The following is a 14,493-nucleotide window of genomic DNA, read 5'->3' as shown; positions in this document are numbered from 1 at the left end:
CTCAGTACGAGGAGATGTCCACGTCCTCGAGGTACGCCTTCTTCACGGGCACCTGGCTCTTCTTGGAGGACACGGGCACCTCCTTGTCCTTCTTCGGATCGTAGCGGAGGTTGTCCGTGACGCGCTGGCCGGTGAGCAGGTTGGTGCTCACCTTCTCGGTGGTGCCCTCGAGCCGGTCCGTGCGCGTCACGTCCTCGCCGATGAAGGCGAAGCGGTCCGCCTTGGCGTCGTAGCGGAAGCGCAGGAGCGTGCCGGTGCTCTCCCGCGAGCCGCTGAGCTGATCCACGAGCACCACGCCCTTGGCGATCTTCACCAGGCCCTCGCCCGTGCCGCCCAGCGTGCCCGTGCACGTGGTGCAGTAGAGCACCTTGTTGCTCGCGCCCGCGAGCCGCAGCTTGCCGCCCTCGGCCAGCAGCGCCAGCAGCGCGCGCGTGCGCTCGTTGGGCACCCCGTCCGCGGACTCGGCGGGCTTGTCCTCGACGAGTTGCAGGAGCGTGTCCGCCCCCCCCTTCTTGTCCAGGTCGCCCTGGACGGTCTGCTCGATCTTCCAACCGGCGGGCACGAAGTCCTTGGCCGTGGCGCCCTGCTTGGGCACGCGCGACAGGTCCAGGGGCGCGGCGTCCTGGGCGAGCGCGGGAAGGGACAGGGACACCGACAGGGACACGGCGAGCAGGGTCATTCGCATGGGCGGAGAGCTTGCCTCGTTTCAGGGAAGCGCGGCGCGCACTTCCTCGCGCAGGGCCCGCAGGTCCTCGGGCAGGGCCTCGGGCGCGAAGCCCGCGTCCACCTCGCGCACCACGCCCTCCAGCTTGAGCCGCCACGCCGCGAGCGCCTCCCCCTCCGCGTCCCCGGGCCGCGCCGCGAGCACCCCGCGCGCGGCGTGGATGAGCCGCTGGGCGCGCGCGAGCGGCCCCGCGCTGGCCTCCAGGGCCGCGGCGGCGAGCGCGGGGTTCTCCGAGCGCGCGAGCACGTCGCGCAGCACCTCGCGCGCCAGGGCCTGTCCCGCCTGCGTGGGCACCGCGTAGACGAGCGGCCACAAATCCCCCCCGTCCGGCTCCCGGCGTCCGGCGAGCACCGCGGCCGCAGCCACCAGGCGCTGGGTCTTCACCATGCGCCGGTCGCTCAGCGCGAGCCCCGCGCCCCGGAGCAGGCGCAGCGCCTGGGCCAGGTGGGGGCGCACGCGCGTGAGGTCCGCCTCGCGCGCGGCCCGGGCCAGCACGTCCAGCGCCTCGAGCGACGCGGTGCGCGTCTCGCCCTCGAGGGCGAGCGCGGCGCCTCCGGCCAACAGTTCCTCCAGGCGCGGGTCGGGCACGGGCTCCACGAAGATGCGCGCGAGGAAGCGGTCGGCGAACGCGGCGAGCGCCTCGTCCTCGGGCAGGGCGTTGGAGGCGCCCACGCACACGCGCAGCGGACAGGCGAGCCGCGTGTGGCCCCGGCGGAACACCCGCTCGTTGAGCACGCCCAGCAGCGTGTTGAGGATGGCGGTGGAGCCGAGGAACACCTCGTCGAGGAAGGCCACCTCCGCCTCGGGCAACATGCCCGCCGTCTCCGTCTCCACGAGCCCCTCGCGCAGCTTGCGCAGGTCCACCGGGCCGAACACCTCCGAGGGCTCGGTGAAGCGGCCCAGCAGGTACTCGAAGTAGGAGCCCCCGAGCGCGCGCGCGGTGCGGCGCACGGCCTCGCTCTTGGCGGTGCCCGGCGGGCCGATGACGAGCAGGTGCTCGCCGGCCACGGCGCACAGCGTCACCACCTCCACCATCGCCTCGCGCTCCACGAGCCCCCGGCCCGCATCGGCCAGGGCCTCACGGACACGTGAGCAGGACTCATCGAAGGAAAAAGCCATGGAGTGCACTCTATCCGGTGAGTCCCCGGCATCGAATGCCCGCCCGGGAACGAACACGGACCGTGGGTGGACCTGACAGGGCGGGTCTGCGTTAAGCTCCGCCCCACATGCGACACGTGACGAGTCTCGGAAGCCTGATGGTCGTGTTGTGGGCGGGGAGCTCGGCGGCGGGTCCGTGGCGTGGGTATGCCTCCGTCACCACGGGCGCCATTCTCGACCACACCTCGGGCCTGAGGGCCCGGGGCGGCGCCCTGCAAGCCTACGTGGGCGGGGAAACCCCTTTCGGACTGTCGCTCGGACTGGTGGGCGAGGGCGTGCAGACGTGGGGCGCGAAGTTCTCGGGACAGCAGGCGGAGCTGGACTACCTGTCGCTGGGCCTGGAGCTGCGGCTGCGCTTCCTGCGCGAGGGCGGCGTGAACCCGTGGGTGGGCCTGCGCGTGTCCCAGAGCCGCTCCACCCCCCTGGCCTTCCCCACGGACGGCGAGGATCTGCGGCGGATGCTGCACGCGGGGTTGAGCACCGCGCTGCGCCTGGGCGTGGACGCCTGGTTCGGCGAGCACCTGGGCCTCACGGCCTCCACCGCCTGGCAGTGGTGCGACGTGCGCGTGGACGACCCCACCACGGGCGCGGCGGGGGCCTGCACCAACCCCCTGCACTCGCTGCTCATCGGCCCCACGCTGCGCTTCTAGGGGCCCCCCAGCGGCTCAGGACTCCAGGGGCCGCAGCGGGCCCGTGCTCAGGCGCAGGAAGCGCCAGAGCAGCGCGAGCGCCACGCAGGTGAGCCCCAGGCACAGCCCCCACCAGATGCCCACCACGCCCCAGCCGAGCACGAAGCCGAGCAGGAGCGCCACGGGCAGTCCGACGAGGTAGTGGCCCACCATGTTGGCCACGAAGGTGAAGCGCGTCTCGCCGGCGCCGCGCAGCACGCCCGCGCCCACGCCCTGCACGCCGTCGGACAACTGGAAGACGGCGCACACCATGAGCAGGGGCACCACCAGGGGCCGCACCTCGAGCGGCGCGCCCATGAGGCCCGCGAGCTGGGGCGCCATCGTCGCGTAGAAGAGCGCGCACAGCGCCATGAAGCCCGCGCCCGAGGCGAACGCCACCAAGCCGCTGCGCCGGGCCCGGGGCGTGTCGAGCGCGCCCACCGCCCAGCCCACGCGCACGCTGCCCGCGTTGCCGATGCCCAGCGCCATGGCGAAGGACAGGCTGCCGTAGGACAGGGCGATCTGATGCGCGCTCATGCTCTCCGGGCCCAACCACCGCGCGAGCATGCCCGTGAGCGAGAAGACGCCCACCTCGGCCGCGATGTGCGCTCCGATGGGCACGCCCACCCGCGCCGCCTGGACGATGTCCGCCCTCACCGGCCGCACCCAACCCTGGCCCTGGGACGCGGTCGTCTGGCGCACCACCCACGCGACGATGGCCCACTGCACCACGCACGCGAGCAGCGTGGCGATGGCCGAGCCCTTCACCCCCAGTGCGGGCAGGGCGCGCAAGGGGCCCAGCCACGCGGGCAGGCCCTCGCCTCCAAAGACGAACAGGACGTTGGCGCCCAGGTTGACGAGGTTGGCGATGACCGTGGACACCACCAGCACCTGGGGACGCCCCGTGGCCTGGAGGTAGGAGCGCGCGGTGATGAACAGCAAGAGCAGGGGCAGGCTCAGCGCGCGCCAGGTGAGGTAGTCCCGCACCTCCGGCAGCCCCTCGAAGGCCACCCCGCCGCCGAGCAGCATCCGGGGGATGACGAGCATCGGCACCGCCAGCACTCCGCCCACCATCAGCGCCAGGTAGCTGCCCTGCCAGAGCAGCTCCCGGGCCCGTCCGCTGTTCCTCGCCCCGAAGGCCTGGGACACCAGGGGATCCACGCCCATCATCAATCCGATGGCGAAGCTGCTCACGGCGAAGAAGATGGCGGTGGACAGGCCCACCGCGGCGAGCGCCTGGGTGCCCACGCGGCCCACCACGGCCGTGTCCACGAAGGACATGAGGGACTGGCCCGCCTGGGCCACGGCGATGGGCAGGGCGAGCTTCCAGAGGGCTCGGAATTCCTCGGCACGACTGGGCAGGGACGGGGACGTCAGCGGCGGAGACGACATGGCGGGGTGCCTATAGCGCGTTCGCGCGGACGCCGCGCGAGTCTCCTCACGCGGACGTCCCGGCCCCCCCGCCGCCTGACGCGCTACGGCGTCGGCGCGCCGAAGCGCACGGTCGCCAGGGGCTCGGTGAGCTGCTCCACTCGCGACACGCGCACCCCGGCATCGGTGATGGCGTACACGTAGTCATCCGCCATCACGCTGCGTCTCACATAGGGCACGTAGGAGTAGCTCCACTGCGGGGTGCTGACCGTCTGGTACAGGTCCTTCATGCTCAGCGCGCCCACGGGCACGAAGCCGGTGGCGGGGTTCACCCGGAAGACGCGCAGCTCGCTCGTGAAGTTGGACCAGTAGTCGCCCGTCCCGTTCGTCCAGTTCCAGTCCACGAAGGGAATGGCGAGCAGTCCCTTGGCCGCGAACCAGGTGAAGGCCTTGTGGTCGTAGAGCGCCTCGCTGTAGCTGGAGAGCGAGCCCACCTGCTGGGTGAAGGCCTCGCGCGGATGGGCCAGGTCGCTCACGTCGAAGAGCGTGAGCTTGAGCGAGCGCGAGCTCCAGTTGCCGTCCTCCGCGCGGTGCTCCCCGATGGCCAAGAGGTGCGTGTCGCCCAGCGGGTGCAGGTACGTGGAGAAGCCCGGCACCTTGAGTTCGCCCACCTTGTGCGGGTTCGTGGGGTCCGACAGGTCGAAGGTGAAGAGCGGATCCGTCTGGCGGAACGTCACCACGTAGCCCTTGGTGCCCAGGAAGCGCGCGCTGAAGATGCGCTCGCCCTCGGCCAGCTCCGCGCTCTGGCCCAGCAGCGCCAGCCGATCGCCCTGCTGGCCGTAGGTGGACACGCGGCTGGACGTCTCCGTGCGGCCCCAGCGCGACGCGGGGTCCTTCACCCGGCGCGTGAGCGTGGTGGCCACGCGCAGCACGCCCTCGTGCTCATCGAAGCTGAACTGGTTGAGCGGCTGGCCCTCCACGGTGGCGCTGGCCACGTAGTGGGCGCGGTGCGGCTGGGTGAGCTCCAGTTTGTGCACGTACGAGTAGTCCGACTGGCCCGCCTCCTCCCACCACCACCAGTGGCGCGCGCTCAGGTAGAGCGACGTGGCGGTGGCGTAGACGAGGTTCGTGTCGGCCACCAGCGTGGTGAGGCCCGGGGCCTGGACCACGGGCGCGTCCAGGTCCAGCGAGGCCACGGTGACGAAGCCCAGGCGCGTGGGCGCGTTGGTGCGGTGGAAGCCCTGGCAGTCGCGCGTCCACGTCTCCAGGGTGCCGTCGGCCCGGCGCCGGCCAGGCTGCTGGAGCCAGTCGGACAGGGAGCGCGCGCGGATGAGGCGCTCGTTCTCCACCATCAGCGCGTCGAGCGCCGCCTCCATCCGCTTCGTGTCCTTCCAGAGCGAGCCGTCATTGGACTCCGGGTACCAGCGCACGCCCGAGGGCCACTCGAACGACTCGCGCAGCACCACACGCGCCGCGCCCCCCGCGAGCCGCGCGTCGTCGTAAACGCCGGGCAGGAACAGCTCGCCCACCACCTGGGGCGAGGCCAACTGGGACACGTCCACCGTCGTCACCTTGGTGCGCGGCGCGCCGCCATACCCACAGGGGCCAAAGGGGGAGCACCCGATGTCGGGGGCGTCACCCTTGCCCTGCCCCTGCCCCGGCGCGGGCGCGTACACCGAGGAGAAGACCACCACCCGGTCGCCGTGCAGGAACATCTGCCGCGGCCAGCCCTCCAGCACCAGCGAGGACTCGGCGCGCAGCGACGCGGCGGGCCACGAGCGGTGCAGGTAGAGCTTCTGGCCGGCGAGGACGAACAGGCGCGTGCCGTCGGTCTTCACGAAGTCCGCCTCGTCCACGCCCTCCACCTGGTTGTTGGTGCCGGTGTGGTCGCTCGGAGCGTCCCCACCCGCCCCCGTCCCCGCGCCACTGTCCGGCGAGGGCGAGGCCGGCGGCGCCGTGCCGCCCCGGTCGATGCCCCCTCCCCAATAGGAGGGCTTGCTGCGCTCCAGGGACGCGCGCATGTCGAGCACGGCGGCATCCTCGATATAGGACTCGAGCGCCTCGCACCCCTCGAAGGCCTCCAGCCGCGCCTGCATCTGCACGGGCTGGTTCTCGGGGACGCCGTCGGACTCCCGCGACGAGCACCCCACGACGCCCACCAACGAGACCACGCCCCACATCCATCTGTTGCCACCGTGCATGTCCTGGCTCCTCGGCTCCGGATCGACTCCGCTGCGCGGCGGGCATTGCCATGGCTGTGCCAACCCTCGCACGGACAGGGATTCCGCGAGGTTGTCTTGCGCGCCGGGGCCCCCGGAGCCTCGGAAAACCGAGGCGCCTCGGGAGAAATCTACGCCGGACGACCCGCGAGCAACGCGTTGAGCTCCCGCGCCACCTCGGCGCACTGGGCGGCGTCCTGCGACTCGAGCGCGCCGCGGCCCGAGTCCAGCAGGGAGCGCACGTGGGCCACGGCCTCCTGGGACTGCGCGCCGGGGTTCTCCTCGGCCGAGCGCTGCAGGAGCCGGGCGAGCTTCTCGCCGCGCTCGAGCAGCTTGCGGAACTTGTCCTCGGACTTGCGCGCGTCCACCTGGGACTGCTTCTGGGAGTAGGCGGCCTGCTCCTTGACGAGCCGGTCCGCCTCCAGCGCGGGCAGGTGGGGGCGGGCCTCCACGCGCACCTGCTCGCTCAGGCCCGTCTGCAGGTCCACGGCGCGCACCGCGAGCATGCCCTCGTTGGACAACTCGAACGTCACCTCCAGGGGCGTCTCGCCGCGGGAGCCCGCCTGGAGGTTGCGCAGCACGAGCTCGCCGAGCTTGCGGTTCTCGTCCTGCAGCTCGCTCTCGCCCTGGTAGATGGGGATGCGCGCCTCCTTCTGGCCGTGGCTGCCCGGGTGGAACAGCTCGCGGGCCACCACCGGCACCGAGCGGTTGCGGGCGATGAGCCGGCGCACCTTGCCCCCGAGCACGCCCACACCCAGGGAGTTGCTCACCACGTCCAGGAGCAGCGCGGCGCCGGCCTGGCTCGTGAGTTCCTGGGCGTGGATGGCGGCGCCCAGGGCCACGGCCTCGTCGGGGTTGACCTCGGTGGAGGGCGCCTTGCCGAAGAAGTCCGACACCAGCTGGCGGATGAAGGGCACGCGCGTCATGCCGCCCACCAGCAGCACCGCGTCCACCTGGCCCGGATCCATGCGCGCATCGCGCATCACCGCTTCGCACACCGCGAGGCAGCGCTTGCTGAGCGCCTCGCACAGCTGCTCGAAGAAGCCGCGCGTGAGGGCCGTCTCCAGCCCCGTGTGCTTGCGCGTGGGCTGCGAGTGGTCCCCGAGCCCGCCCACCGAGATGAGCGTCTCCTCGTACTCGGACAGCTCGCGCTTGGCCTGCTCGGCGGCCACCTTGAGCTTGTGCATGGAGGTGGCGTCGCGGTGCACCTGCTCGCGGTAGGGCTCCTCCACCTGGGCGAGCAGCCACTCCACGATGCGCAGGTCGAAGTCCTCGCCGCCCAGCGCGGGGTCTCCCCCGGTGGCCTTCACCTCGTAGACGCCGTCGGTGACCTCCAGCACGGTGACGTCGAAGGTGCCGCCGCCCAGGTCGAACACGAGCGCATGGCCCTCGAAGCCCCGGGACAGGCCGTAGGCGAGCGCCGCGGCGGTGGGCTCGTTGATGAGGCGCAGCACCTCCAGGCCGGCGATGGCCGCCGCCTCGCGCGTGGCCTGACGCTGGCCGTCATCGAAGTTGGCGGGCACGGTGATGACGCACTTCTTCACGCCCTGGCCGAAGTACGCCTCGGCGTCCAGCTTGAGCTCGCCGAGCACCATGGCGGCCACCTGGGTGACGGGCACGGTGCGCCCGGAGAGCTTCACGCGCACGTCCCCCGTGGTGCCGCCCACCAGGGGATAGGGCACCAGGGCACGCGCCGCCTGGACGAGCTCCGGGGTGAAGCGCCGCCCGATGAAGCGCTTGGTGGCCCACACCACGCAGTCCGGGTGCTCCTCGGCGAGCGCCTGGGCCTGGGTGCCCACGACCCGCTCGGCGGTGCGCGGGGTGAGCCCCACCACGGAAGGCGTGAGGCGGCCTCCCGCGCGGGATGGAATGAGGCGCGGCTGGCCGCCCTCCACGGTGCCCACCGCGCTGTTGGTGGTGCCCAGATCGATGCCGATGACGGGGTCGCCCATGGTCCGAGAGTCCATGATACGCCGGGGATGCCGGGCTCCGGGCGAGGTGTTTCACCCCCACCCCAACCCGCGTGTGCAAGAGAACTTATGGCACACCCGGGGTGGGTCATTCACCCATCGTTGCCCTGGACCCGGGGGGCGTGCTAAGCGCGCCGCGCCATGGTGAACGTGTCTATTGCCCGCCGCTACGCCCGCGCTCTTCTCGACGTCGCCACCGAGGCGGGGCGTGCCGACGCCGTGTCCGAGCAGCTGTCGACCTTCGCCAGCCTGCTGGCCGACAACCGCGACCTCTCCAACGTGCTGCTCAACCCGGCCTTCACCGCCTCCCAGCGCACCCGCGTGGTCGAGGGACTCATCCAGGCCAGCGGCCAGATGGAGCCCGTGCTCGCCAACACCCTGCGCCTGCTGGTGGATCGCAACCGGCTCGGCTACCTGCCGGACATCGCCCGCCTCTACCGCGACATGGCGGATGCCCAGGCCGGCCGGGTGCGGGGCCACGTGACCAGCGCCGTGCCCCTCACGCTGGACGCGGTGCAGAAGATCTCCGAGAGCCTGCGCGCCCTCACCCAGCGCAACGTGGTGCTCGAGCCGCGCGTGGACCCGAGCGTGCTCGGCGGCGTGGCCGCCCAGGTGGGCAGCACCCTGTACGACGGGACGCTGCGCACCCAGCTCGAGCAGATGCGCCGCGAACTCAAGCAGCACTGAGCGTCCGAGCGGCACCACGGGAAGAGGCCGGGCTGTCGGTTTCCGTCCACTTCCCGGCAAGTCCGGTATTTCCAGCGCGTCAGGGACAGGCTATGGTGGCCCCACGGGCCCCGCCCGTCCTTTCCCAGCCATGGCGCAGCCCGTCCCCCACCGTCCGTCCGCCTCGAATCGGACCGCCTCCATTCCGGAAGAGGCGATGTCCTGTCTGGCGGCGCTCCTTCAGGCGCCCGGACTGGGCCTGGCCTTCCTGGACGCGGGGCTGTGCTTCCGCTTCGTCAACACCACGCTCATCACCCAGAGCACGCTGCCGGGCAGCGCCTATGAGGGCCGCACCGTGGGCGAGGTGTGGCCGATGCTGGCCGCCGCGCTCGCCCCGCTGCTGCAGCAGGCGCTGGCGGGCGAGCCCATCCTGGGCGCGCGCGTCACCGGCTCGCTGGGGGCACCGGGCGGCCCGCGGCACCTGCGCGTGTCGCTCATGCCGGCGAGCCTGGGCGGGCTGCGCTCGGGCGTGAGCCTGATGGTGGAGGACGAGACGGCGCGCGTCACCCAGGAGGTGATGCTGCGCGAGAGCGAGGCGCGGCTGCGCGACCTGGCCTCGGTGTCCTGTGACGGCTACTGCCTGCACGAGGGCGGCGTCATCCTCGAGGCGAGCCAGGCGATGGCGAGCCTGCTGGGCACCTCTCCCGAGGAGATGGTGGGACAGTCCGTGGTGCGGTGGATCGCCCCCGAGTCGCGCGAGGCGGTGCAGCGCGCCACGGCCCGGCAGGTGGTGGCGCCCTACGAGGCCACGGGCCTGCGCGCGGACGGCAAGCGGCTCTTCCTGGAGGTGCTCGGACGGCCCACCGTCTACAAGGGCCGGGACGTGCGCATGGTGACGGTGTGGGACATCAGCGCCCGCAAGGCGGCCGAGGAGGCCGCGACCCGCGCCGACAGCTTCCGCGAGCAGCTCCTGGGCGTGGTGGGCCATGACCTGCGCTCGCCGCTCTACACCATGCAGCTGAGCCTGGGCGCGCTCGAGCGCAACGGGGAGCTCAACGAGAGCCAGGGCCGGCAGGTGAGCCACGTGGCCGCGGCGGCCCGGCGCATGGAGCGGATGATCCACGAGCTCCTGGACTACACGCGCGCCCGGCTCGCCGGCGGCATCCCGGTGCTGGCCACGCCGCAGAGCATGGACAAGCTGCTCGGGCGCGTGGTGGAGCAGTACCGGGTGTCCCACCCCCACCGCCAGGTCATCTCCAAGGTGGAAGGGGAGATGCACGGCACCTGGGACGAGTCGCGCATCGTGCAGTTGCTGGACAACCTCGTGGGCAACGGCCTGCGGCACAGCCCCGCGGAGAGCGCGGTGGAGGTGCGGCTGGCGGGCTCGGCGGACGGCATGACGCTGTCGGTGCGCAACGAGGGCATCCCGGTGCCCCTGGAGGACCGCGCCACCCTGTTCGAGCCCTTCAAGCGCGGCAAGCACGCCGCCGGGGACGGGCTGGGCCTGGGGCTCTACATCGTCCGGCAGATCGCCACCGCGCACGGGGGCCGCATCTCGGTGGAGTCCGGTGTGGGACTGGGCACGCGCTTCGTCGTCTGGCTGCCCCGCCACGCCCCCGGCACCTGAGACGCGCAGTCTGGCTTACCGGCGGGATGATCCCCACCCGTGCCCCGACCCCTTGCGCGTTGCGGTGGCCCGGGAGCGCGTGCTAAGGGGCCCCCCGACGAGTTTTCAAGGTATCCCCGGCGGCCCATCACCAGCCGCCCCGTGCCAAGGACGCAAGATGGAAATCCGCGCCGACGAGATCAGCAGAATCATCCGCGAGCAGATCAAGGACTACGGCAAGAAGGTCACCGTGGCCGAGACCGGGACCGTGCTGTCCGTGGGCGACGGTATCGCCCGCATCTACGGCCTGGAGGGCGTGCTGTCGGGTGAGCTGGTGGAGTTCGCCAACGGGGTCAAGGGCCTGGTGCTCAACCTCGAGGAGGACAACGTCGGCGTCGCCATCATGGGTGACTTCAAGGACATCCGCGAGGGTGACACCGTGAAGCGCACCGCGCAGATCGCCTCCGTGCCCGTGGGCAAGGGTTTGCTCGGCCGCGTGGTCAGCCCCCTGGGCGAGCCGCTGGACGGCAAGGGCCCCATCCAGGCCACCGAGACGCGCAAGCTGGAGGTGAAGGCCCCCGGCATCGTCAAGCGCAAGAGCGTGCACGAGCCCCTGCAGACGGGCATCAAGGCCCTGGACGCGCTCGTGCCCGTGGGCCGTGGCCAGCGCGAGCTCATCATCGGTGACCGTCAGACGGGCAAGACCGCCGTCGCCATCGACGCCATCATCAACCAGCGCGGCCTCAACGTGTACTGCGTGTACGTGGCCATCGGCCAGAAGCAGTCCACGGTGGCCCAGGTGGTGGAGAAGCTCCGGGCCTCCGGCGCGCTCGAGTACACCGTGGTCGTGACGGCCAACGCCTCGGACCCGGCGCCCATGCAGTTCTTCGCCCCGTACGCGGGCGTGGCCATCGGCGAGTACTTCCGCGACAACAAGATGCACGCGCTCATCGTGTACGACGACCTGTCCAAGCAGGCCGTGGCGTACCGCCAGCTGTCGCTGCTCCTGCGCCGGCCGCCGGGACGCGAGGCCTACCCGGGCGACGTGTTCTTCATCCACAGCCGCCTGCTCGAGCGCGCCGCCAAGCTGTCGGACGCCGAGGGCGCCGGCTCGCTCACCGCGCTGCCCATCATCGAGACGCAGGCGGGTGACGTGTCCGCCTACATCCCGACGAACGTCATCTCCATCACCGACGGGCAGATCTTCCTCGAGACGGACCTGTTCTTCTCGGGCGTGCGTCCCGCCATCAACGTGGGCCTCTCCGTGTCCCGCGTGGGCAGCGCCGCACAGATCAAGGCCATGAAGCAGGTGGCCGGCACGCTCAAGCTGGACCTGGCGCAGTACCGCGAGCTGGCCGCCTTCGCCCAGTTCGGCTCGGACCTCGACAAGGCCACCCAGGAGACGCTGGCGCGCGGCGCCCGCCTCGTGGAGGTGCTCAAGCAGGGCCAGTACGAGCCCATGCCCGTCGAGAAGCAGGTCATGCAGCTGTACGCCGCCACCAACCGCGATGACGCGGGCAAGCGCGGGTGGATCCGCCAGGTGCCGGTGGCCGACGTGGTGCGCTGGATGAAGGAGTTCATCGAGTACACCGACAGCCGCCACCCGAGCCTCGCCGCCGACATCCAGTCCAAGCGCGAGCTCACCAACGACATCAAGGCCACGCTCAACAAGGCCATCGGCGAGTTCAACGACCTGTTCCAGGCCACGCCTGGCGCCCGCGTCTAATCCCCGCCTCCCACCGTACCGCCCGGCCCCGCGCCCCTTCCCAGGGACCGCGGGGCCGCCGCGTTTCAGGACCGCGGTGTCAGGACAAGGCCGTCAGGACAAGACCTTGCCCGCCACCGCCAGGGCCTTGTCCAGGTAGCCGGCGAGTTCCCCCAGGCGCTTGACGGCCAGGGTCGCCGACTCCAGGTCCTTCGCGGAGCGCTCGAGCGCCGCGTTCGTCTCCGTCAGGGCCTCGCTCGCCTGGTGGAATTCGGCCGAGTCCGCCGCGAAGCGCGCCCCGAGCAGCCGCATGAGCTGCGCGCGCAGCCGCTTGCCCTGGGCGAGGTACTCGGCGCGCGCCTGGGCGGGCACCGCGCCGCTCATCGACAGGTCGAAACAGCGCTCGATGAGCTGGGTCAACGTCTGGGTGTCGAAGTGCATGGGGCTCACTCCCTCTAGACTCACTCTGGGGACTGACTCCGGAGACTACGGGGCGGGGGGAGGCCGCAGGGCCTGGACGGCGGCGGAGGCGACATCCACCCGGCCCTGGAAGGCCTGCATGGCGCCGGACAGCTCCTCGAAGGACTCCAGGCGCCGCTCGGCGCGGGCGAAGCGCACCAGGGCCGCGTGCGCGTCGCGCAGGGCGCGCGCCAGCTCCACGGGGTTGGCCACCACCAGGGCCTCGTAGTGCGTGGCCGCCTGGCGGATGTCCTCGAGCACCGCGCGGCGCTCGGCCAGCGACAGCGTGTCGCGCCGCAGGTTGTAGTAGAGCACCCGCGAGGCCACCGCCTGCTTGGCGCCCGTGAGCCGCTGCGGCCCGAGCACCTCCGTCAGGTCCGCCTCCAACAGGTCCAGGATGGCCGTCACCTGGGGGGCGCCCTGCTCGATGCCCTCCTGCAGCGCCTGGCCCTGCCGCTCCTCCAGGAAGAGCGACGTCACCACGCCCACCAGCGTCGTCACCGGCGCCACGTAGCGCGCCGCGGTGGCGTCCCCCTTGCCCGACAGCGTCTGCAACTGCGTGCCCAGCGTGCCCAGGCGCGTGCCCAGGGCCTGGGCGCCCTCGGGCAGCTTGCCCGCGTCCTCCGCGCCCGCCAGCGTGGCCAGCCGCTCGGCGTAGGTGCCCAACAGCGCGATGGCCTCCATGCGCGCCTGGATGGACTCGGGCGAGAAGAGCTTGCCGAGCAGGGGCGTGGCCTGACCATCCGCCTCCGAGGCCAGCACCTCCAGCCCCGGGTCATACAGGCGCTCGTCGAGGTACAGGTCCCGCTCGAAGCGGTTGAGCTCGGCGTAGTAGGTGCCCAGGGCGACGCTGGCCGTGGTGTGGCCCTCCTTGAAGCGGGCCACCGGCTCGCGGAAGCCCGCGGCCGTCCTGCACCCGGGCAGGAGCCCGAGCCCGAGCGCGAGCCCCAGTCCGGCGAGGCGCCGCCCCGGTCTCATGCGTCCCTCAGCCGCGGGAGGATGGCGCGCAGGCTCGGGTCCATGCCGCCCTGGGCCCCGAGCGCCGCGATGCCCCGGCGCTCGTACTCCAGCGCGTTGGGGCGCATGACGTACTGCACCCGGGCCCCGAGCGCCGCGGGCATGGCCAGGTCCAGCTCGTAGATGTCGCCGGCCACCAGCGTCTGCTCCGGCGTGGTGCCCGTCTCCCGCCAGATGTGGGACAGGGCGTCGTAGTAGCGGCCCCGGCGCAGGTAGATGGGGCGCACGAGCGAGTCCACGCGCGCCGTCTCGGGCAGGGCGTCGAAGCGCGCGTCAGGCTGGGTGGGCGGCTCGATGAGGAACTTGCGCGCGTTGCCCGACACCCGCAGGCGCTCGCGGCCCCTCGGCGCGAGCTTGGTGAGCTTGGCCTCCACCGTGTCCGTGTGGGCGTTGGTCACCACCGTCACCGGCAGCCCCGTCTCCAGGAGCGCCTCCAGCACCTCCTTCGCCTCGGGCTTGAAGGCCACGGCCACCTGGGCGTAGGCCTCGCGGTAGAGCGTGTCCAGCAGCGCCACGCGCTCGGCCTTGTCCGGCAGCACCCCCAGCCGGTCGCACAGCCGCCGCGCCACGAAGTTGGACAAGAGGAAGGGGTCGGCCGTGGCCGGAGCCACCGTGCGCCCGCCCACCTCCCACCCGTGCTCCTCGTTGCTGGAGGACACCTCGCGCTCCACCTCGTCCCAGCCCGCCTCCCCCACGTCACGGCCCAGCACCTCGGACAGGCGTCCGCGGAAGTGCTTCACGAAGGGCGCCCCCTCGGCCGCCACGTCCGTGAACGTCCCATCGAAATCCAGCACCACGCATCGAATCGCCATCGTTCCGCGTCCCTCTCGCCGTCTGCCGCCGTGGGCGAACGCCCAGTGTGCCCCATGGCCGGGGGACGGGCCAAGGCCGGCCCGGCGTGACGAGGCATGTCAGACCCGTCCGATAGAA

General features: G+C 72.0%; 12 protein-coding genes. 4 read left to right on the top strand and 8 right to left on the bottom strand.

Annotated features, from left to right (window positions below):
- Position 1: 1 nt before the first annotated feature.
- Positions 2-685 (bottom strand): hypothetical protein, encoded by a 684-nt coding sequence (locus I3V78_RS05435; protein WP_204485248.1) that lies wholly within the window; start codon positions 683-685, stop codon positions 2-4.
- Positions 686-706: 21 nt separating this feature from the next.
- A complete protein-coding gene (locus I3V78_RS05430) occupies positions 707-1,843 on the bottom strand; it encodes an AAA family ATPase (protein ID WP_204485247.1) in 1,137 nt (378 codons plus the stop codon).
- A 137-nt stretch (positions 1,844-1,980) separates the two neighbouring features.
- Here I3V78_RS05430 and I3V78_RS05425 point away from each other — a divergent pair, with 137 nt between their 5' ends.
- The gene (locus I3V78_RS05425) at positions 1,981-2,532 is read left to right on the top strand and encodes a hypothetical protein (protein ID WP_204485246.1); all 552 of its coding nucleotides are present in this window, start codon (positions 1,981-1,983) and stop codon (positions 2,530-2,532) included.
- Positions 2,533-2,547: 15 nt separating this feature from the next.
- Here I3V78_RS05425 and I3V78_RS05420 read toward each other — a convergent pair whose 3' ends face one another.
- The 3 genes from I3V78_RS05420 to I3V78_RS05410 form a co-directional block, all read right to left on the bottom strand.
- Positions 2,548-3,942 carry an MATE family efflux transporter gene (locus I3V78_RS05420; protein ID WP_204485245.1) on the bottom strand — a complete coding sequence of 465 codons (1,395 nt, stop codon included), beginning with the start codon at positions 3,940-3,942 and terminating at the stop codon, positions 2,548-2,550.
- Between the two features lie 83 nt (positions 3,943-4,025).
- The gene (locus I3V78_RS05415; protein ID WP_204485244.1) at positions 4,026-6,122 is read right to left on the bottom strand and encodes a beta-propeller domain-containing protein; all 2,097 of its coding nucleotides are present in this window, start codon (positions 6,120-6,122) and stop codon (positions 4,026-4,028) included.
- A 149-nt stretch (positions 6,123-6,271) separates the two neighbouring features.
- Positions 6,272-8,092, bottom strand: coding sequence for an Hsp70 family protein (locus I3V78_RS05410; RefSeq protein ID WP_204485243.1), 1,821 nt, complete (start codon positions 8,090-8,092; stop codon positions 6,272-6,274).
- 159 nt (positions 8,093-8,251) lie between these two features.
- Between I3V78_RS05410 and atpH the strand changes: the two genes are divergently transcribed.
- The 3 genes from atpH (at position 8,252) to atpA (ending at position 12,108) form a co-directional block, all read left to right on the top strand.
- Positions 8,252-8,797, top strand: coding sequence for an ATP synthase F1 subunit delta (gene atpH, locus I3V78_RS05405; protein WP_204485242.1), 546 nt, complete (start codon positions 8,252-8,254; stop codon positions 8,795-8,797).
- A gap of 196 nt (positions 8,798-8,993) precedes the next feature.
- Positions 8,994-10,403 carry a PAS domain-containing sensor histidine kinase gene (locus I3V78_RS05400; RefSeq protein ID WP_239576311.1) on the top strand — a complete coding sequence of 470 codons (1,410 nt, stop codon included), beginning with the start codon at positions 8,994-8,996 and terminating at the stop codon, positions 10,401-10,403.
- A gap of 157 nt (positions 10,404-10,560) precedes the next feature.
- Positions 10,561-12,108, top strand: coding sequence for a F0F1 ATP synthase subunit alpha (gene atpA, locus I3V78_RS05395; RefSeq protein ID WP_204485240.1), 1,548 nt, complete (start codon positions 10,561-10,563; stop codon positions 12,106-12,108).
- A gap of 93 nt (positions 12,109-12,201) precedes the next feature.
- Here the strand turns inward: atpA and I3V78_RS05390 are convergent, their stop codons facing one another.
- The 3 genes from I3V78_RS05390 to I3V78_RS05380 are packed head-to-tail and all read right to left on the bottom strand — an operon-like array spanning position 12,202 to position 14,375.
- Positions 12,202-12,528 (bottom strand): hypothetical protein, encoded by a 327-nt coding sequence (locus I3V78_RS05390; protein ID WP_204485239.1) that lies wholly within the window; start codon positions 12,526-12,528, stop codon positions 12,202-12,204.
- Between the two features lie 45 nt (positions 12,529-12,573).
- Complete coding sequence (locus tag I3V78_RS05385) at positions 12,574-13,524, bottom strand: hypothetical protein (protein WP_204485238.1); 951 nt, start codon at positions 13,522-13,524, stop codon at positions 12,574-12,576.
- Positions 13,521-14,375 carry an HAD family hydrolase gene (locus I3V78_RS05380; protein ID WP_204485237.1) on the bottom strand — a complete coding sequence of 285 codons (855 nt, stop codon included), beginning with the start codon at positions 14,373-14,375 and terminating at the stop codon, positions 13,521-13,523. The genes I3V78_RS05385 and I3V78_RS05380 overlap by 4 nt, the downstream gene beginning before the upstream one ends.
- Positions 14,376-14,493: the final 118 nt, after the last annotated feature.

It is taken from the genome of Archangium primigenium, from assembly GCF_016904885.1.
In the GTDB taxonomy this organism is placed as follows: domain Bacteria; phylum Myxococcota; class Myxococcia; order Myxococcales; family Myxococcaceae; genus Cystobacter; species Cystobacter primigenius.
This window is presented reverse-complemented; position numbering and strand designations above follow the sequence as displayed.

What these genes read in the sequence shown, in the direction of transcription:
- I3V78_RS05435 (WP_204485248.1), bottom strand. Translation starts at nt 685, where the DNA reads ATGCGAATGACCCTGCTCGCCGTGTCCCTGTCGGTGTCCCTGTCCCTT.
- I3V78_RS05430 (WP_204485247.1), bottom strand. Translation starts at nt 1,843, where the DNA reads ATGGCTTTTTCCTTCGATGAGTCCTGCTCACGTGTCCGTGAGGCCCTG.
- I3V78_RS05425 (WP_204485246.1), top strand. Translation starts at nt 1,981, where the DNA reads ATGGTCGTGTTGTGGGCGGGGAGCTCGGCGGCGGGTCCGTGGCGTGGG.
- I3V78_RS05420 (WP_204485245.1), bottom strand. Translation starts at nt 3,942, where the DNA reads ATGTCGTCTCCGCCGCTGACGTCCCCGTCCCTGCCCAGTCGTGCCGAG.
- I3V78_RS05415 (WP_204485244.1), bottom strand. Translation starts at nt 6,122, where the DNA reads ATGCACGGTGGCAACAGATGGATGTGGGGCGTGGTCTCGTTGGTGGGC.
- I3V78_RS05410 (WP_204485243.1), bottom strand. Translation starts at nt 8,092, where the DNA reads ATGGGCGACCCCGTCATCGGCATCGATCTGGGCACCACCAACAGCGCG.
- atpH (WP_204485242.1), top strand. Translation starts at nt 8,252, where the DNA reads ATGGTGAACGTGTCTATTGCCCGCCGCTACGCCCGCGCTCTTCTCGAC.
- I3V78_RS05400 (WP_239576311.1), top strand. Translation starts at nt 8,994, where the DNA reads ATGTCCTGTCTGGCGGCGCTCCTTCAGGCGCCCGGACTGGGCCTGGCC.
- atpA (WP_204485240.1), top strand. Translation starts at nt 10,561, where the DNA reads ATGGAAATCCGCGCCGACGAGATCAGCAGAATCATCCGCGAGCAGATC.
- I3V78_RS05390 (WP_204485239.1), bottom strand. Translation starts at nt 12,528, where the DNA reads ATGCACTTCGACACCCAGACGTTGACCCAGCTCATCGAGCGCTGTTTC.
- I3V78_RS05385 (WP_204485238.1), bottom strand. Translation starts at nt 13,524, where the DNA reads ATGAGACCGGGGCGGCGCCTCGCCGGACTGGGGCTCGCGCTCGGGCTC.
- I3V78_RS05380 (WP_204485237.1), bottom strand. Translation starts at nt 14,375, where the DNA reads ATGGCGATTCGATGCGTGGTGCTGGATTTCGATGGGACGTTCACGGAC.